Here is an 18788-nt window from a genome sequence, read left to right as displayed (position 1 = left end):
GTTGGGGGCGCCGCGCACCTTGACGCGGCGCTCGCGGCGGCGGGTGTAGTCGGAGGCCAGACGGCGCGCGCGGTCGCCGAGCGCCTTCATGCGCGCCCGGAAGGCGTCGTCGTTCAGGATCCCGTCGAAGATCGACCCGCGCCGCATGTCCGTCCATCCTTGCGAAGGGGCGCGCTCTGCCGCTCCGGCACCGCAGCGCCCCAACAAGGTTAACGTAAAGTTAACGATCTTCAAGTAATCGGATGGATTAGTGGTGATCAATCCGGCGCCGTGTTCCTGAAAAACACAAAATTGATAGGCGAACACGCTCAAGTCATTGCTTTTCAACGAAGAGCGGACACGGAACGATCCGCTTTATCTTGCTGAACCGAGCTCCACTATTCTACCACCCCAACCGCCATGACTTGCGTGGCGCCATGCTCCACTGCGACGGAATACGACGGCGTACGGTGTGGCCGGGAACAACACCCCATCCAAAAGGGCGTGCGTGATGGAGGTAGGGGAACGGGGCACACGACGGCGCCCCGTCCCTTGGACCGATGCCGCCGGCTATCCGCCGCCGCGGCCGAACAGCTCGGTGGTGATGGCCGAGAGGCAGGTCACCGCCGGCCCGCCGCGCGCCGCCTCATGGACAAGCAGGCCGGCCGGCAGCACCCCCGACAGGACCGGTTCGTCGCACAGCGCCGCCGCCGTGCCGACCAGACGCGCGCCGTTGACCATGGCCAGCACCGCCCCGGGAATGGCGCCCCGGACCCGCGTGTAGACCACCCGCACGGCGAGATCCGGCCGGCGGCGGCGCTCCCACAGCGCGGCGGCGATGGCGGCGCGGCTGCCGGACAGGGCAACACCGCCGGCCGGCACCGGCAGCAGCACGAGGTCGCACGCCGCCAGCACCTCGGAGAGCCGGTCGAAGGGGCGCGGGGGCGTGTCGACGATGACGGGGTCGGCGCCATCGCTGAGCCCGGCCAGCGCACGGCGCAGGCGGCCGGCGGCGATCAGCTCCCGGTCGAGCCCCACCGTCTCGAACAGCGCGGCGTGGCCGGTGCGGCGGCGGGCCTCCGCCCAGCGCAGGGAGCCCGCCTCCAGCCCGGCGTCGGCGAGCAGCACCCGCCGGCCGCGCAGCGCCAGCTCGCCGGCCAGGTGCACTGCCAGCGCCGTCTTGCCGGACCCCGGCGCGTGGTTGACGACGGCGGCGATCATGACCGCCTCCCGCCGCGCAGCGCCGGAGCGGACCGCGGCCAACAACAGGTTTCTTTGTTAGACTCTTTGTTAGAGAAGTTACGGGGCCGGATCGGCGTTTCCGGCCAAGGGCTTGTGTCCGGTTCGTGCGCCCGATGTATCGAGTCCGCTGCGCCCGATGTATCGATACCGGATGCGCCCGATGTATCGACGGGTGTCACAGCCGAAGTCATGTTATCCATAGCATCACGCACAGCCTTATCCACAGCCGTGATGGCCGGCGCGCCGCCGCGTGCGATGCCGGGGAGCGGCGCCACGCGCAGCACCTCGGCGCCACCGTCCGGCCGCTGCACCGCCAGCCGGTAGCCGGGCAGCGGCTGGCGCCGGGCGATGCGCCGCAGGTCGAGCGCGAAGTCGGAGAAGCGCGCGAGGCTGCCCGACTTGGCGTGCAGGTGGCGCAGGTCGAAGGCCCAGCCGGCCGGCTGGTGGCCGGCGTGCTTGCGGGCGATGCGGTAGAGCCAGCGCTCGATGCCGCCGGTCAGCCGGAAGTAGGCCGGGTCGATGCTCAGCACCAGCGTGCGGTCCAGGACGCCGCGGTAGAACCAGTCGGGCAGCACCAGCTCCATGCCGTGGCTGCGGCCCCGGGCGTCGACGCGGTCGCCCCATTCGGTGATCCAGGAGAACGCCCGCTGCCGCCAGCCCTCGCCGTGGCGGATGGTGGTGCGCACCACGGTGGCTTGCAGCCGGTGCAGGGCGCCGCGCAGCAGCTGGTAATGGCGCTGCGTCGTGTCGCGGCCGGTCGCCTTCAGGAGCTGGTAGGGGGTGAAGCGGATGAGCCGCGACGGGGTGAGGCCGTGGTCGAGCGCCTCGACGATCTGGCTGGCCGCCCAGATCAGCACGTCGGCGTCCCAGATGGTCGCCATGCCGCAGGCCGGCAGCGCCTCGACGATGACTTCCACCCCGGTGGTGCGGTAGTGGATCGGCACCACCCGCCGGCCCTTGGCCAGCGAGAAGAACGGCCGCTCCATGAGGTCGCGCTGGTCGCGCGGGGCGACGGCGTCGGGGATGGCGGTGAAGGGAACCGACCATTTACATACTATACCTGATAAACTTCGGCGGCCGGAACGGGTGACTTCTGGCGCATGGACATGCGCAAGCTGGTCGCCCGGAACGTGAAGCGGATCAGGCTGGAAAAGGGCCTGACGCAGGAGCGGCTGGCCGAACGGTCGGGGCACACCCAGCAGTACATCAGCGAACTCGAGCGCGGCCAGGGCAACCCGACCATCGTCAGCGTCCACGAGATCGCCCAGGCGCTCGGCGTCACCCACCTCGACCTTCTGCAAGTGGACGACCCGGCATCATCGCCATCCTGTGATCGCGCCACGGGCCGCTGACGCCGCGTCCGGCGCCGATCATGCCACCGGCGGGATGGGGCGGCGCCAGCGACGCCGCCCCATCCCGGCCGTCAGGCCTCCGGTTCCGTGTGGGGCTGGAGGGCGTGCAGATAATCGACGGCGCGCTGGGCGTGCGCGGCGGCGCGGACGATGACGCGCGTGTCGTCCTTCAGAACCGTGAGCCACGACGCGATGTAGGCGGCGTGATCTTCCCGCACCTCCGGGGTGATGCCGAGGTCGGCGCACAGGAAGGCGCTGCCGATCTCCGCCACCAGTTCCTCGACGGCGTAGCCCTCGTCGCCCCAGCGCTTGCGCCCGAGGTCGCGGTTCAGGCGGGACGGATGGCGAGTCCAGTGCACCAGCTCGTGCGCCAGCGTCGCGGCGTGGCTTTCGGCGTCGCGGAACGCCTCGAAGGGCGGCATTTGGATGTGATCCGAGTCGATGGCATAGAAGGCCCGCGCGCCGCCGGTGCGGATATCGGCGCCGGTGGCGGCGAAGAACCGCTCCGCCGCCTCCAGGCGCCGCATGGCGTTGGCGGGCTCGGCAACCGGCGCGTGGAAGGGCTCGGGCAACCCGTCCACCTGCCCGGCGTTGAACACCGTGTAACCCTTGAGGAAGTGGATCTCCCGCTCCTCTTCCGCGCCGTCGGCGTCGGTGTCCGGGCGGGTGACGGTGCCGGCGTAGACGACCAGCGTGCCGTGTTCGCCGCGCCGCACCTGCCCGCCCGCCGCCTGGGCCTGCCGGTAGGTGAACCAGTAGGGCGAGGCGTAGCCACGCTCCACGGCGGCCATCCACAGCATGACGGTGTTGATGCCGCGGTAGGGCTGGCCGCTGGCGCGCAGCGGCCGGGCGATGCGGCCGGCGGCATGGCCGGCGCTCCACAGCCGCATCCACGGGCGCACGCCCTGTTCCAGATCGGCGAGGATGCGGGCGGTGACGCGGGCGTGGACGTCGGTGCGGTCCGGTGTGGTGGTGGTCATGGCGGTGTCTCTCTTCCAGGCTGCCGTGCAGCGCGTCTGCGTCTGCACGGCTGCCCGTCGGCGAGACCGGGGTACGGGGGAGGGCCCGCGGGCGGGCGGGGCCGGGCGGCGCGGCCCGCCGGGGACGGGCGGCCCTGCCCCGCCGTAGGCGGCGGGTCCGGCGGGGCGTAGGGGCGGCCGCCCCTCGGCTCCCCGCACCGGCGGCGCCGGAGGCGCCGATCCACGGGACCGCGCCAGGGATCGTCACCGAATCCGGACGAGACGCGCGAGCGCGGCTTGGGGGGCGGTCAGTCCCTAGGGCACGGCAGGGAACTACGTGTTCAGAATGACGGTTGGAAGAGTGCCCAGGCACCGCATCCCTTGTGAGCGGAGCGACCAATGTCCTCTTCCGTCGTCCACTCGTGTACGTGCCCGCGCTGCCGGGCCGATGAGCCGCACCCGGATCAGGTGCTGCACCAGCAGATCAACCTGCTCATCAGCCGGCTCGATGAGCAGCAGCGCCGCTGGTTCGTGGCCCTCGAGGCGCGGCGTGTTGGTTGGGGCGGGGAGACGTTGCTGGCGCAGGTCACCGGCCTGAGCCGCCGTACCATCCAGCGTGGCCGGCGCGAACTCGAGGCCGGCTTGGCCGAGCGCCCGGCTAAGCGCGTCCGCGCCCCGGGTGGCGGCCGTCCCCCGCGCGAGGCGCAGGACCCGGAGCTTCTTCCCATTCTGGAGGCGCTGGTCGCGCCTGAGACCGCCGGCGATCCCATGGGCCGGCGCGCCAAGGGCACGCGCAGTTCGCTGCATCAGCTGAGCACCGCCCTGTGCGCCGCTGGGCACCCGGCAAGCCGGCCGACGGTGGCGCGCCTGCTGCGTCAGCTCGGCTACTCGCCCAAGGTCAATGCCCGGCGCACCGAGGCGCGCAGTTCACCGCTCGAACGCGATGCTCAGTTCCGGCACATTGCTGCACAACGGGCGCAGTTCCAGGCGGCCGGTGAGTCCATCATCAGCGTCGATGCGAAAAAAAAAGGAACTGGTCGGTAATTACAAGAACGCTGGCCGCACATGGTGCCGGTCGGCCGAAGCCGTTCTGGTGCACGATTGGCCGCAGGACGCAGTTGGCCAAGCGATCCCTTACGGCATCTACGATCTGACGGGCAATCGTGGGTTCGTGTGCATCGGTGATTGCTTCGACACGCCGCGTTTTGCGGTCGAGGCGATCTGTGACTGGTGGGCCAACGAGGGGAGCCGCCGCTTTCCCGAGGCCGAGCGCCTGCTCATCCTGGCCGACGCCGGCGGCTCGAGCAGCTGCCGCTCACGCGTCTGGAAAGCGCAACTCCAGGAACAGCTCTGCGATCCCTGTGGACTGGCGGTCACGGTGTGCCACTATCCCAGCGGCTGCTCGAAGTGGAACCCCATCGAGCATCGGCTCTTCAGCGCGATCAGCGTGAACTGGGCCGGCGTGCCGTTGCGCACCTTCGACACCGTCGTGCGCTACATCGCCGGCACCGTCACCGCCGCCGGGCTGCGCGTGACCGCTCTCCTCAAGCGTGGTGGCAATGAAACCGGCGAGCGCGTCTCCGATGCCGAGATGCGCCGCCTCCGCTTGGCTCCGCATGCCGTCTGCCCGGCGTGGAACTACACGCTCTCACCACGAACTGACTGGGAAAAATGAACACGTAGTTCCCTGCCGTGCCCTAGGGTTCTGTCGGACGTTTCGGGGCGGTGTTCAATCTTGATGAGGCGCTTGCCTTCGTCGCTGATGAGCCAGCCTATTGGATCCGCGCACGCAGGACCGCTGTCCCAGGATGCGCAAAGTCGAATGAAAGAGCCCAGTGTTGCAAGCTGATGCAGTGTTGCAGTTTTGCAGTGTTGCAAGCCGGTGCAGTGTTGCAAGCCGGTGCACACCGAATCCGTCCCCATCCACTGCTTTTCAGTAGGCGAACGTGATCGCAAAGTGCGGGCGGCCGCCACCGGCTGCCGTTCGTCCGGCGCCGATGAACTGCCAGCCGTAGTCGACCTTTGCCAGCGCATATGGCGCCAAGGCGTATCGCAGTCCGACGCCGGCGCTCGACAGACGGGTCAGCTTCTCCTCGCCGACACCCAAACGCCGGTTGTGGGCGACGCCGTAGTCCCAGAAGGCGAGGAGCTGGAGCTTGTCCGCCATCTCCCGTTCGCCCACGGCCTTGAACAAGCTGAATTCCGGCGTGCGCAGCTCGCTGGAGACCAGGAGGCCCTGGTCTCCGTTGACCTGCCGCTCGTCGTAGCCGCGCACGCTGGCCTCGCCGCCGAAGCCCAGTTGTTCGGACGGCAGAAGAGTGCGGTTCGCCAGTTGGCCCTGCACCCGCACCAGCCAGGAGAATGACGCCGGCAGGGTTGTCACGCGATCCACGCCCAGGCGCGCATAGGTGTAGCGCCCCTCGGCCCCCGCCCGCTGGGCCTGGAAGGCGGCCGTACGGTTCTTGGCGTCGAATCCACCGGGACTGAGGAAGAGACTGCCACTGAACGCTGTCAGCCCCCAATCGTCCGGCCGCGAGGCGCCGTAGCCGACCATCCATTGCGCGATGTCGCTCGTCGCGCTCGACACCGAAGTGCCGCCGAACTCCAGGCTGTTGTTGCTGCGCTTCCAGTCGAAACCGGCCTGCACCTCGTGGGTTGCCCCCCACATCTCGCCCAACGGTACGGCGTAGCGTGCCGACACCTGCGAGGACCGGCCGAGTTGCCGGAAGCTGAGCGGCACCTTGGGGAGACTTTCGGCGTAGCTGCCGAAAACGGTCAGCTTGTGCCGCCAGGGCAGCGGGATGACGTAGCTGGCGGAATGGCCGGTGAAATGGGTCCTGCCACCCGTTCCCTTGCGCCAGAAATCCGGGCTGGTGGTGAACTGGTAGGAGAACTGGTGGTCCAGCCACAGCGCGTTGCCCCAGTTGAAGCCGGCGAAGGTGCGGCCGCGTTCCGTGCTTTGGCTGCCGGTGTTTTCATAACCGGCGAATACGCGCACCGGGAAGCGGTCGGTGGTGCGCAGCACAATGTCGCTCGCACCCGGCTGCGCGCTGCGCTGATAGACCAAGTCGACGCGCCGGAACGGGTTCTGGTTCAGCCAGTTCACGTCGTCCAGCAGGCTCCTGGCGCTGATCCGCTCGCCCGGCCGGGTCCGAACCTTGCCAGTCAGCAGCGCGTCGGAAAACCAGCGGTTGCCCTCCGGGCGGATGGCGCCGGCCACGAATTCGGCGACCAGGATCTGCACCGTCCCCGATGACACGTCCTGTTCCGGCACGATGACGTCCACCAGCGGCCGGTCGTTCTGGCGCGAGAAGACGACGGTCGCCCGCGTGATCTCGTTGAGCCGGTCGAGCGTGACCGGCTGGCCCAGGTACGGCGCCAGCAGGGCGCGGAACTCCGGCCGGTCGAGGGTGTCCACCCCGTCGACGCTGATGCCGCGGGCATCGCTGCCCCCGCGGCGCAGCGCATCGGTGCGTCCGACGAACACCAGCCCCTTCAGCGCCGGCAGGATGACGGCACCACCGTCCGGCACCGCGGCCGGCGGCAGGGCTGGAACCGGCAGGCGCTGCACCGGCGGGTTGGGAGGCGGCTCCTTGGGGGCGATGCGCTCGAAGTCCTGGGCGAGGGTCGCCGACGCCTGGAGGATCAGGGCGGCGGCGAGTGCCATTTGGCGAGGGCGTGGACCGGCCATCACGGTCCCTCGCCACGGCGGCCCAGGGTGCCGGCCGTGCCGACGCCCGGTGCCGCTGACTCGTCCTTGTCGACCAGGGTGACGCTCGGCCGCTCCTCCGGCTTGAAGGTGGTGAAGCTGGAACTGCCGGTGAGGACTGCGCCCGACCCACCCCCGGGACCACCCGCCCCGGCGATGGCCGCGCCACCGGACGGCAGCGGGGCGGACAGCGTGAAACTCGCCGGCTGGCTGTAGACGACGTTGAACGCCCCGGCGCTGAGCGAGGCTTCGAGTTGGCTGCCGGGAGCGGGCGAACCGGATGCCCCGCTACCGCCGGCGGCCGGAAGCTGCACCGTCAGGGTGGCGCCTCCCGCGGCCGGCAGGACAAGACCGGCCGGAACCTCTGTCCCGCCGTCCGGCGTCACGAACGAGGCGCTGCCCCCCACCGCCATCCCGCTAGTCGCGGCGACGGTCGTCACGGCGGCGGCCGTCCCGGTGGTCGCCGTGCCGCCGATGACCGGCGGCTGTACGACGGGAGGAACGATAGGCGGAACGACGACCACCGGCGGCGAGGCGGGAGGGGGAGGAACCGGCGGGGTTACCGGAGGAAGAAGCGGCGGCTCGACCGGAGGCGTCATGGGAGGTTCGGCGGGAGGCTCGGCCGGCGGTGTGACGGGTGGCGTGACCGACGGTTCCGCCGGTGGGGGCACCGGAGGCGTAACCGTCGGCGGGGGCGGAGGCGGAGCCGTGGCGACGATGAACGCCGCACCGGTGAACGCGATGGTGTAGTCGCCGTTCGCCGCCAGGGTGCCCTGCCCGATGGCGTAGACGCCCGGCGTCTCGCCCGCCGCACGGACCAACGCGCCGGACAGCACGGCACCGGCCGTGTCGCCCGTTTGCAGGCCGCCGACGATGTAGGTCAGCGGCGGGTCGGCCGAGCCTTCCGTCTTGCCGGCGGGCTGGGCCGTGACGGCCAGCGTGGCCGCGGTGATGGTGCCGACGGCAGCACCGGCCGTGGTGGTGGAGAGCGTGTAGTTTCCCGCATCCGTGCCGGCCAGGGCGAGGCCCGTCGCGGTCACGGTCTTGCCAGTCCCGGCGCCTTTGCTGTCGTAGCCGGCGCTGGTGGCCGTGGCGCTCACCGTGTCGGTGCCAATGACGCCGGTGAGGGTGACGTTGCTTGCGTCCAGCGTTGCGGTCGTGGTGCCGTCGTAGGTCTTCGACACCGTGCCGGTGAGGCTCGGGGTGAGGCTTTTGGGCGTGATCGTGCCGGTGCTGTTCACCGTCACGCTGCCGATGGCGTAGCCGTACACCGGCTTGCCGGTGCCGTCGGTGACGCCGGGGGTGCCGATGTCCGTGGCGGCGATGCTGATCGTCTTGCCGCTGCCGACGCCCTTGCTGGTGACGCTGCCGTCGGCGGTCGTGGAGGACAGCGAGGCGCCGACGGTGTCGCCGTTGATGGTGCCGGTGGCGCCCGTCACGCCGAGGCCGGTGCCGGTGATCGTCGTGGTGCCGTCGTAGGTCTTGCTGAAGGTGCCGGTGACCGTCAGCGCCAGCGACGGCGCCGTGCCGTAGAGATAGCCGTTGCCGCTGTCCGCCACGTCGGCCGGCGCGAGGCCGGATATGGTGGCGTTGTAGCGGCGCCAAGCGTGAGTGGTCGGCTCGCCGGTGTTGCCGGTTGGGCTCGTCGAATAGACCAGCCAGCGCCCGTTGGACGCCGCCAGGGCGCTGTTGCCGGCGTTGTTGATGAAATTGCTGCCGGCCGCCAGCGTGACCGCATTCCCGGTTGCCGAGGAACCGACCGCGTTGCCGAGCGTGATCGAGCCGCCGGCGTCGGCCCGCACGGCGCCGGTCGTCTGGAGCCCGGCCGTCGTGCCGACGGTGCCGACCGTCAGGTCGCCGGTCGTCTTGACCGACAGGCTCCCGGTGTCGGCAGCCAGGGTAGCGATGCTGTTGGAGGCATGCTCCAGCGTGTAGCTTCCGCCGGCACCCTTCAACGCCAGCCCGCCGGCCAAGACCGGCTGGCTCTGCGTGACGGCGCTGCGGCTGGTGAGCGTCACGCTCGCCGTGCCGGCGCCAACGCCGTCCGCCCCGTCCACGGAACCGATCTCGAAGCCGGTGTCGTCGCGGAACGCCACCGCGTTGTTGCCGCCGGAGCGAATGGCCGTCTTGGTGACGGCGTTGGTGTTGGCGGCCAGCGACACCGCACCGCCGGCCGACACCCGCAGGTTCGTGGCGGTGATCGCGCCGCTGCCCGACTGGGCAACCGTCGAACCGGTGAACAGGCTGAGCGTGGACGCGCTGCCGGCGCTGACCGGCGCGCTGACCGTGATGGCGCCGGCGGCGTTGCCGGCGTCGTCGCGGCCGATGCGCAGGGTGCCGGCGGTGATGTTGGCGATCTCGGCGGTCGAGATCTCCAGCGCCGCCGCGGCGTCGGTGCCGGAGCCGACGTTGATGGCGCGGCCGGCTGTGCGCGGGCGCAGCGTGACCGCGCCGGTCGTCTGCAGCGTGGCGGTGCCGAGCACCAGCGAATCGGTTTCAAGCGTGATGGTGCCCGAACCCATCGGGCTGGCACCCCGGCCGCCGCCGATGATGTAGCCCGCCCCGATGAACTCGATATCGAGCGCCGACGCGTTCGGCCCCTTGGTGCCGGACAGCAGCACGGCGCCCGACGTCGCGCGGACACGGGCAGCGCCGTTGGCGAAGATGATGCCGTCGTTGTACCGGTCCGTGCCGATGCCACCGGTGCCGGTGATGGTGATGCCGCCGCCGTCGCCGGTCGCCTCGACGATGCTGCCGGACTGGACCGAGACGCCGGAGCTGTTCCCCGCGGTGCCGGCCGGAGCCCCGGTGCCGGTGATGACGATCGCCTGGGCCGCAGTGCTGGCCGAGGTGACCGTGCTGGGCGCGGAGGCCACGCCGCTGCCCAATGCCAGCGCCCGGATGTTGACGCCCATGTTGCCGGTGGTTCCGTTGCTCGGACCAATGCCGGTGACGGTTATGGTGCCGGTGCCGGAGTCGACCACGGAGCCGCCCTGGACCATGACGCCCACGGAGTCGCTGGCGGGGTTGCTCGACGCGCCGGTGCCGCGCAGGCGGATGTCGCCCCCGCCGGAGTGCAGCCGCGCGTTCTCCAGGAACACGCCGCTGGCGGTCTGCGTGGTGCCGTTGTCGAGGCCGCGCGCCGCACCCGTCAGCCAGCCGTTTCCGTCGACGGTGTCGCCGCCCGCCATCTCGATGGACCCGCCGTTGGTGCGGATCTCCGTCGCCGTGGCGCGCGTTCCGACGATGATGTTGCCCTGCCCGTCGGCGTTGCGGTCGGCGTTCAGGACGACGTCGAGCCTGCCTTCGGTCGAGGTGATCGACTGGAGGACGTTGACGCTGCGGTCGGCGTTCAGGCGCAGCGTGGCGTCACCGCCGGCCGTCTTGGTGATGGCGCCGGACACCGTGATGTCGCCGGACTGGCTGCCGGTGGTGCCGGTGGTAATGGTGACGCTCGTCCCGCCGTTCAGCGCGGCGTTGAGCGTGGCGGCATCGACGGTGGCGTCGTCCGCCGTGGGGGTGACCGTGCCGCCGGTCGTCGCGTCGATACCGCCGGAGGTGATCGTCACGTTGCGCGGGTCGAGCAGCCATTGCCCGCCCTTGCCCGCCGGTGCCCGGGCGTCCACCGTGCCCGTGGCGCGCAACGCGTCGCGGCCGGAGGTCTCCACACGGCCACCGTCGCCGCCGGCCGCGCCGCCGCGCGCGCTGACCGTGCCGGCGAAGCGCGTCTCCTCGTCCGACCACAGCACGACCGTCCCGCCGTCGCCCTGTCCGCCGACGGTGCCACCGTCGGCGCTGATGGTGGCGCCGGACTGCATGGCGAGGCGCTTGGCCACTGGGATCGGCGGCGGGACGATCCTCTTCGCCGGGTCCCGGCCGCCTTGCCAGTCGCCGCCCGCCAGCACCGTGCCGCCCTTGCCCGTGCCGGAGGCGTCAATGCGCGACCGGCCGGCCAGCGTGACGCGCTCGCCCGTCACCACGGCGGTGCCGCCGTCCCGGACCGGGCCGGCGCCGCGCACGTCGATGGCGCCCTGGTGGGTCGCGGTGCCACGCTCGGCCACGACCGTCACCCACCCGCCGGAGCCATCGGCGTTGCGCGCCTCCAGCGTGCCAGCGTTGGTCACGTCGCCCGAGGGGGCGGTGAGCCAGATGCGGCCCTGCCGGGTCTCGGTGCCGGTGGCGCGCACCACGCCCCCATTGTTGCCGGCCAGCGCGTAGACGTTGCCGCCGGCCGCCTTCAGCTCGGCCTGGGCGGCCTCGATGGTGCCCTGGTTGTCGACCCGGCCGGGGCCGACGCGGACGAACACCCGCTCGCCGTCCTTACCGCCCTCGGTCAGCAGCACCTCCTGCCCGCCGGCCAACCCGACCGTGCCGCGCGGCGCCTGGATGGTGCCGGCGTTAGCCACCTCGCGCGCGATGAGGATGACGTCGCCGCCGGTGGAGGAAATCTTGCCAAGGTTCCGCACGGTCCCGGACGAGTCCCCCGTGAAGAGGAGCGTGCCACCGCGCGTGAAATGCTCGTTGGCCACGTCGTGGGTGGAGGCGACGAAGTCGCCGCCGGCCACCACCGTGCCGGTGGCGCCGACCACCACGCCCTGCGGGTTGATCAGGTACAGCGTGCCCGTGGCCTTGAGCGTGCCGAGGATCGTCGACAGCTCCCCGCCGGTGACGCGGTTCAGCGTGGCGCCGCTGCCGTTGTTGATGGTGACGCTGCCGCCCGGGCCGATCGAGAAGCTCTTCCAGTCGATGACGCCGCGCGCCGTCGTCTGGTCGATGGTCATGGCCGTCCCGGACTGGCCGATGGTCCCCGCGCCAGCAACGAACGCGCCGCCCTTCGGCAACGTCGTCTGCCCCATGGCCGCACCGACGGGCAGCAGCACCGCCGCCGATGACAGAAGGATCATCCTGAAGCGGCGTTCGTTCATCATGGCTGGCCCGACGTGGTCCTGTGCAATCTTTCGTCGCAGATCCCGAACGACGCGGACGGCCGGGTTGGCCGAATAACCCCTATCGCTTCGGCGGCTTTACCGTACGGTTGCATTCAAAGCGGGTAAACAAAGATCACGTCGCCGACGTGTAAAGGCATGTAAACGGTGGTCCGTGTCTTGGGGCCGGCACACTCAAAACGTGTAGCGCAGACCCAACGCCCCGACCCAGGTGCCGGATTCCGTCCGGGCGCGGATGGAGGCCGCCGGAGCCGCGGGGTTGGCGGTCGGCCGGGTCAGGTCGATGCCGACCGTTTCGGCGAACACATAGTTGACCGCCGCATCCAGCGAGAGCCTGTCGCTGAACGCGTATCCGAAGCCACCCCCCACCCCGTAGGTGTCGGCGTCGGGATTGCTGGTGGTCCGCAGCGGCGTGGCGGTGGGGGTGCGGATGTACTGCACGCCGCCGCGCAGCACGAGATCGTCGCTCCAGCGGTAACGGGCACCGAGGCCCAGTGCGAAGCTGTTCCGATAGCCGTAGGGGGTGACCGCGTCGGCCCGGCCGGCCTGGGTCACCCGCAATTCGTCGAACGCGCGCCAGCCGTACCAGTCCACCTCGCCCAACAGGGTCAACGCGTCGGTCACGTCGTGGGACACGCCGGCCCGCAGGATGGAGGGCAAGCCGAAGCTCGCCCGTCCCGGCTGGTCGGACAGCACCATGGCCGGCAGGCTCAGCCGCGCCCGCCCGTCGAGCCGGTGCTCCATGCGCGACCGGTAGGAGAGGCCGAGCTGCGTCCCCGGCGTCAACCGCACGCGCACGCCGACCTGCACGCCGTAGGCCCAGCCGTCCCCCTTCAACTCGCTGCGCGCGTCCAGGCCCGGGGCGATGTGGACCGCCTGCGTCAGCTCGGCGCTGGCCCGTTCGACGATCAGGTTGGCCCCCACCGACAGCCAGTCGGCCATGGCGTAGGCCACGCCCGGCATCAGCGCGATGTCCCGCAGCTCGGCCTTTTGCGAATCGTAGCGCCCGAACCAGCCATCCGCGTACTTCGAGGCGAGGCCGAAGGGCGCCGTCGCGCTGAAGCCCAGCCAGAGTCGTCTGTCCAGCACCGGTGTCGCGGCATGGGCGTAGGGGATCAGCGTCGGGCCGATCGGGTTTCCGCCGTCGTTGCCGGTGGCGGGCGTGCCATCGGACAGCGCCGAGCCCCGGTTCGACATGGCGATCCTCGGAACCAGCAGCGCCGACCCGGCCGTGGCCTGCGCACGCCCCAAGGCCGCCATGCCGGCCGGGTTGTAGAAGACGACGCCCGCATCCTCCGCCAGCACCGCGCTGCCGACCGTGGCGTAGCCCACGGCCGACGCGCTCTGCGTGCTCACGTAGAAGCCATTCGCCGCGGCTGGCTGCGTCGTCGCAATCACAATCCAAAGTAGCGCAACGGCCCGCAACGTCGCTTTTGCCGGAGAATGAGGCATATGGGGACCTGTTCCTGGGTGGATTGTCGGCGCGCTAAGCGGCTTGCTCCATTTACGGGCATGTGCAAGAAACAAGCAAGACGATTTGCTAAAATGCCGAATAACTGCTGCAACCTGCTATGGCAGTGGGAGATCAGCCCGTGATGAAGGTTCCCGCAGCGGACGGGTTGGGCGAGCGGTTGCTCGGCTGGGGCACGCGCGACGAGCGGATGCAGCGTGAACTGGTCGAAAGCTACCACGGCCAGATGACGCCGCTGGCGCTGCTCGGCAATGTGCTCGCTGCCGGAGGCGTGACCGCCACCCTGTGGGATCCCGGCGCCGCACCCGCTTTGCTGGCCTGGTTCGCGCTGGTCTGCGCCGTCGCCCTGGGCAACGGCCTGAAGCAGCGCGCCTATGACAAGGGCCGGAACCGCCACCCGCCGGCGCGCTGGGCGCTTCTGTTCTGGCTGGGCAGTCCGGCGAACGGGTTCGTCTGGGGTGCGGCCATGCCGCTGTTCTTCGATCCCGGCAACCTGGGCGGAAGCCTGCTGCTGCTGGTCCTGCAGGGCGGCCTGTCGGCCGGCGCCGTGGTCACGATGGCCAGCATTCCGGGCACCGCCATGGGCTTCTTCGTTCCGGCCTTGCTGGCCACGGCCGCCACGCTGCTGGTCCACGACGACCTCGGCCTGCGCATCACCGGCGGGATGACGCTCTTCTACATGGTCGTCCTGGTGCAGCTGTCCTTGCGGGGGCACGCCGGCATGATGCGCACCATCCACCTGTACATGGAGAACGCCCGGCTCTCCCAGGCCAAGACGGACTTCCTGGCGGTGATGAGCCACGAGATCCGCACGCCGATGAACGGCATGCTCGGCGCTGTCCACCTGCTGAAGACGATGCCGCTGGACGCCGACGCCCGCGCCGCCGTGAACGTCGCGGAGCGGACCGGCACGGCGATGCTGGCGGTGATCGACGACATCCTCGACTTAACCAGGATCACCGACGGCCGGCTGGAGACCGAATGGGCGCCGTTCGACCTGCCAGACGTGCTGGACGACGTACAGGCCATCATGGGCCTGCGCGCGGAGCAGAAGGGGCTGTCCTTCACCGTCCGGATCGACCCGGCCCTGCCGGCGGCGGCGATGGGCGACGCCGGCCGGCTGCGTCAGGTGTTGCTCAACCTGACGGGCAACGCCGTGAAGTTCACCGAAACGGGCGGCGTGCGGCTGCGCGCGTGCCCGGACCCCGACGAGCCGGAGTGGGTCCGCATCGACGTGACCGACACCGGGATCGGCATCCACGCCGACACCCTGGACCGGCTGTTCGAGCCCTTCACGCAGGCCGACGCCTCGATCTCCCGGCGCTTCGGCGGGACCGGCCTGGGCCTCGCCGTCTGCCGGCGCCTGACGGAGGCGATGGGCGGCACCATCGGCGTGCGCAGCCGGCCGGGAGAAGGCAGCACCTTCTGGCTCCGCCTGCCGCTTCCCCCGGCCGACGCCGGCACTCCGGCGGACGCGGCAGCGCGGGACAGCAGCGCCTCCGGCGCCATTTCCCGCCGCATTCTCGTGGTCGACGACGACGTCAACAACCGCTTCGTGCTCGCCGGTCTGCTCGCGGTCATGGGGCACCGGGTGGAGGAGGCTGGCGACGGCGAGCAGGCCCTGGCGATGCTGGCGACGCACGCCGTCGACGTGGTGCTGACCGACTTGCAGATGACGCCGATGAGCGGGTACGACCTCGTACACCGCATCCGGCGGCTGGCCGGCGCGGTGGCGGCCGTTCCGGTCGTGGCGGTCACCGCCAACGTCACCGCCGGCGTCGTCGAGCAATGCCTTGCCGCGGGCATGGACGGCCACCTGTCCAAGCCGGTGATGCCGAACCGGCTGCGCGACGCCATCGACGCGGTGTGCGCCGGGCGTGCGCCCGCGCCGCCCGACCCGGCGGATTCCGCGCCCACCGCGGCTGCCTTCATCGTGGAGTTGGAACGCCATCTCGGCGCCGAGGCCACGCGGCGGCTCGTCGCGCAGGCGGCGGACGCGATCGCCCGGCACGCCGCCGACCTGAAAGCCGCCGCCGGATACGGCGACCGGGACACCGCCCGCCGCGCCGCGCATCGGCTCGCCGGATCGGCCGGGCTGGCGGGTCTGGCCGACCTGAGCCGCGCCGCCGCGAGCATGGAGATTGCCTTCGCCGAACGCCGGACGGACGGGATGGACGCCGATCTCGCCGCCCTGGACGTCCAGGCGGAGCGGTCCGTCGATGCGCTCCGCCTCGCCTATTCGAGCTTGGCGCAGAAGCGGTAGCCGACGCCCGGCACGGTGACGATCAGCCGGGGATTGCGCGCCGGATCGCCCAGCTTGCGGCGCAGCGTGCTCAGCATCACGTCCACCACGCGCGACGGCGCGTCGTTGCTGTTGGAGGCGATCGCGTCCAGCAGTTGCGCCCGCGACACCGTGCGCCCCGCCGCCGATACCAGGGCCGCCAGGATGTCGAACTCCGACGGGGTGAGCGGCACCGGCCGGCCGTGCGCGTCCGCGACGGTGCGGCCGGCGGGATCGAAGGACCAGCCGTCGAACCGCACCGCCGCAGCCGCGCGGGGCGCCCGACCCAGCAGGCCCAGCAGGCTGTCCACCAGCTGCCTGGGATGGAACGGCTTGACCAGGTAATCGTTGGCGCCAAGTTCGGCGGCGACGGTGCGGGAACTCGGCGTGTCGTCCCGCGTGATGATGCAGATGGGCACGTCGAGCCGCGACCGGATTTGCCGGACCAGGACAAGCCCCTCCTCGTCCGGAAGCCCGAGGTCGAGAGCAATGGCGTCGACGGGTCTGGCCGGCGCGCGAAGAGCGGCCCGCATTTCCTCGGCCGTCGCTGCAACCGTCACCGCGATGCCTTCCTTATCCAGGTACGCAGCAAGAAGCATCTGAGGAAACGGATCATCCTCGACGAGAAGAACGGAAATTTTCTGCTCTACCATAGGGCGATTGCTCCGGCTTTTGTTGAATTTACATCCGGCTGTGCCGTGTCATCCAGGCATTGTTGAACGGCGGGCGTTTCGCCGTGCCGACGGAAAGTGCGCCTTGATGGCACCGGCGCACGGGCATTTCGGGGCAGGCGACCGCGGATTGCGCCCTTACCGTCAAGCTCCCGCCGTCTCCCGCCGAACGACGGACATCCCGGGCACCAGTCAAGACCGCCCCTCAGCCCGGCGCCGTCTTTACTTCCATTTACAATGTCCAGCACCAACAAGCGCCACAGAACCCTGAAAACAATTGACCGGAGAGGATTTCAATCTGCATAATCCCAAATATCTGGCGTCGGTGCGCAGACTGTTACTTGCAGCGCAGCAAATGTCAGAGAGCTCAGAGATTCACAGGCCAAGGAGATCGCGCAGTGTCTAGCCCGGATAATTCACCAGAGCTGAAGCCGGGGCAGCGGGCATGAGGCTAAGCCGCTGAATTCGTGTATGATTTTGCTGCTGAAGCAGTCTCACCACGGATCAACGGAGTTCACGCCCGCCATGGCCGAGAGTACCGGGGTTCTGCCCGGCTTGTCACCGGTTGCCGGCAAGCCGGTTCTCGCCGCCTTCGATGGCGGCCGTCTCACCGCCGACACCGGCATCCTGCTGCTGGCGGCAATCGACCGGCGGCTTGGGATCTGCGAGCGCCTGGCGGACTGCATCGAGGACCCGCGCATGCCCGAGCGCACCCAGCACACGCTGGCGGAAACGCTACCTATGCCGACAAGGGCCGGCGGCTTGACCGCGTTGTTCTTATTTTGTGCGACTGTGAGACAAATTCACGCACTTCGTTATTCGGGCTCGAATGGAGTACCTGCGTGGGCGCCTCGTAGTCTAAACTAAGTTTTACTTTGTGATTCTAAGTAGCCAATCCGAGGGCGCGCTTTGTGGTGCGGTTTTCTTGGAATTACAAAATCTTTGACATGCCGAGCGCAAGGGAGGCAAGAAGTGAGGACGTCTAATACATTCGCAGTAGCGATATTTCCGCTACTTGTAATTTTTCAGAACAGCTCAATTGCAATGGCTGACAATGCTTGCTTTAATTACTCGGACCATATTCGGTGCGATAGGTCGGATGTGACTACTCCTAGTTTTATTGTCGCTGTTCCGAACACATCCTATACGTTCAACCTCGGGAATATCAGGAACATTTCCCAGAGCCAGGTAACCATGACAATGTATAATGGAAACCCTGGCTGCATGGTAGGCGTCAATCCAATGGAAGTACGATTGCAGCCTGGGGACATATACGAGGTAGTTGTTAGGGGCATTTTGGAGTGCCCTCAGAACAATGACAGGTGGGAGTGGCGGTGTAAAGATAGTCAAGGATCTACTGTTTGCAACGCTCTAACCTATATCTATCAATAGCATCGTAGCGCTTGGCGAAATACCATCGTTACTGCGGAAGGCGTTGCACATGCCGAGCGATCGGGTTGAGTTCACGCCACGTCTTCCGCAGCTATATGCATCGGCTTGCAATGCTGGGCTATGTCGGATTGCTGTTCCGCTGCTACTCGGTCCCCTCCTACGGGCTGTGGTGGGAGTGGGGCGGCTGAACTGACGGTGCCGAAGCGGGGCTGCCGGGTGCCGGTCAGGTCGAGCCAGACGCGTACGCCAACGGCGACAGCGCAGGCCAGCGACACGACGGCGGCGAGGTCGACGATCCAGCGGTGCCCCGGCGCCAGCAGCCCGCGCCAGCCGAGGAACTGCCCCGGCCAGTACAGCGCGACGCCGCCGACGCGCACACCGCCGAACGCCGCGGGCCAGGAGAACAGCCAGCCGGTCAACTCGGTGATCGCGAGCACGGCGGCGGGCCAGAGCAGCAGAGTGCCCAGCAGGCGCTTGCGCATGGCGAGGATCCTTCCGACCAGACCGGCGCGCAGCCAGCCGCGCAGGCTCGGGTCGCAGAACGGGATGCGGTCGGTGAAGAGCACGGGCCGGCCGGCGAAGGTCGGCCGCACGCCGCCCAGCGGGTGCAGGCGGAAGACGAAGCGCAGCCAGGCACGCCGGCCGTCCTCCAGCTCCACCGGCGTCCAGGCGAAACGGCGCTCGCCGTGCAGGATGGACACGGGCATCCTCATCGCTCGTGCCCTCCGCGCTCCTGGAGGTGCTCCCGGGCGTCGCGCTCGCGGCGCTCGCGCATCTCGGCAAGCT

12 protein-coding genes and 1 pseudogene are annotated in these 18788 nt (G+C 69.6%); 5 read left to right on the top strand and 8 right to left on the bottom strand.

What is annotated here, in order from left to right; translation table 11 throughout:
- Positions 1-549 precede the first annotated feature (549 nt).
- Both VED21_RS04770 and VED21_RS04765 read right to left on the bottom strand, forming a co-directional pair.
- Positions 550-1200, bottom strand: coding sequence for a ParA family protein (locus VED21_RS04770; RefSeq protein WP_324881173.1), 651 nt, complete (start codon positions 1198-1200; stop codon positions 550-552).
- 266 nt (positions 1201-1466) lie between these two features.
- Positions 1467-2279, bottom strand: a pseudogene (locus tag VED21_RS04765) (replication initiator protein A); the annotation flags it as partial.
- A gap of 42 nt (positions 2280-2321) precedes the next feature.
- Here VED21_RS04765 and VED21_RS04760 point away from each other — a divergent pair.
- Positions 2322-2573 carry a helix-turn-helix transcriptional regulator gene (locus VED21_RS04760; RefSeq protein WP_324881172.1) on the top strand — a complete coding sequence of 84 codons (252 nt, stop codon included), beginning with the start codon at positions 2322-2324 and terminating at the stop codon, positions 2571-2573.
- 71 nt (positions 2574-2644) lie between these two features.
- Here VED21_RS04760 and VED21_RS04755 read toward each other — a convergent pair whose 3' ends face one another.
- Positions 2645-3553, bottom strand: a complete 909-nt coding sequence (locus VED21_RS04755) for an ArdC family protein (RefSeq protein WP_324881171.1) — start codon at positions 3551-3553, stop codon at positions 2645-2647.
- Between the two features lie 447 nt (positions 3554-4000).
- Here VED21_RS04755 and VED21_RS04750 point away from each other — a divergent pair, with 447 nt between their 5' ends.
- Together VED21_RS04750 and VED21_RS04745 are read left to right on the top strand one after the other, a co-directional pair.
- Positions 4001-4576: an ISAzo13-like element transposase-related protein gene (locus VED21_RS04750; protein ID WP_324881170.1), complete on the top strand. Its 576-nt coding sequence runs from the start codon at positions 4001-4003 to the stop codon at positions 4574-4576.
- Positions 4548-5207: an ISAzo13 family transposase gene (locus VED21_RS04745; RefSeq protein WP_324881168.1), complete on the top strand. Its 660-nt coding sequence runs from the start codon at positions 4548-4550 to the stop codon at positions 5205-5207. Before VED21_RS04750 ends, VED21_RS04745 begins: the two co-directional genes overlap by 29 nt.
- A 258-nt stretch (positions 5208-5465) precedes the next feature.
- On the opposite strand, the gene VED21_RS04740 is transcribed toward VED21_RS04745, so the two are convergent.
- The 3 genes from VED21_RS04740 to VED21_RS04730 form a co-directional block, all read right to left on the bottom strand.
- On the bottom strand, positions 5466-7199 hold the full coding sequence (locus VED21_RS04740; RefSeq protein WP_324881167.1) for a ShlB/FhaC/HecB family hemolysin secretion/activation protein: 1734 nt from the start codon (positions 7197-7199) through the stop codon (positions 5466-5468).
- Positions 7200-7222: 23 nt separating this feature from the next.
- Positions 7223-12169, bottom strand: a complete 4947-nt coding sequence (locus VED21_RS04735) for a beta strand repeat-containing protein (protein ID WP_324881166.1) — start codon at positions 12167-12169, stop codon at positions 7223-7225.
- A 192-nt stretch (positions 12170-12361) separates the two neighbouring features.
- On the bottom strand, positions 12362-13639 hold the full coding sequence (locus tag VED21_RS04730; protein WP_324881165.1) for an OmpP1/FadL family transporter: 1278 nt from the start codon (positions 13637-13639) through the stop codon (positions 12362-12364).
- Between the two features lie 143 nt (positions 13640-13782).
- On the opposite strand from VED21_RS04730, the gene VED21_RS04725 reads away from it, so the two are divergent.
- Positions 13783-15921 carry an ATP-binding protein gene (locus VED21_RS04725; protein WP_324881164.1) on the top strand — a complete coding sequence of 713 codons (2139 nt, stop codon included), beginning with the start codon at positions 13783-13785 and terminating at the stop codon, positions 15919-15921.
- Here the strand turns inward: VED21_RS04725 and VED21_RS04720 are convergent.
- On the bottom strand, positions 15894-16592 hold the full coding sequence (locus VED21_RS04720) for a response regulator transcription factor (RefSeq protein ID WP_324881163.1): 699 nt from the start codon (positions 16590-16592) through the stop codon (positions 15894-15896). The two genes, VED21_RS04725 and VED21_RS04720, sit on opposite strands and share 28 nt — an antisense overlap.
- Positions 16593-17081: 489 nt before the next feature.
- Here VED21_RS04720 and VED21_RS38950 point away from each other — a divergent pair, with 489 nt between their 5' ends.
- Positions 17082-17477, top strand: coding sequence for a transposase (locus VED21_RS38950; RefSeq protein WP_414638153.1), 396 nt, complete (start codon positions 17082-17084; stop codon positions 17475-17477).
- A 596-nt stretch (positions 17478-18073) separates the two neighbouring features.
- On the opposite strand, the gene VED21_RS04710 is transcribed toward VED21_RS38950, so the two are convergent.
- Complete coding sequence (locus VED21_RS04710; protein WP_324881162.1) at positions 18074-18715, bottom strand: hypothetical protein; 642 nt, start codon at positions 18713-18715, stop codon at positions 18074-18076.
- Between the last annotated feature and the right edge of the window lie 73 nt (positions 18716-18788).

Origin of the sequence: Azospirillum sp., from assembly GCF_035627195.1 — a bacterium.
Lineage (GTDB): Bacteria > Pseudomonadota > Alphaproteobacteria > Azospirillales > Azospirillaceae > Azospirillum.
Note: the sequence above shows the minus strand (reverse complement) of the source record. Positions and strands in the feature narration are given on the sequence as shown.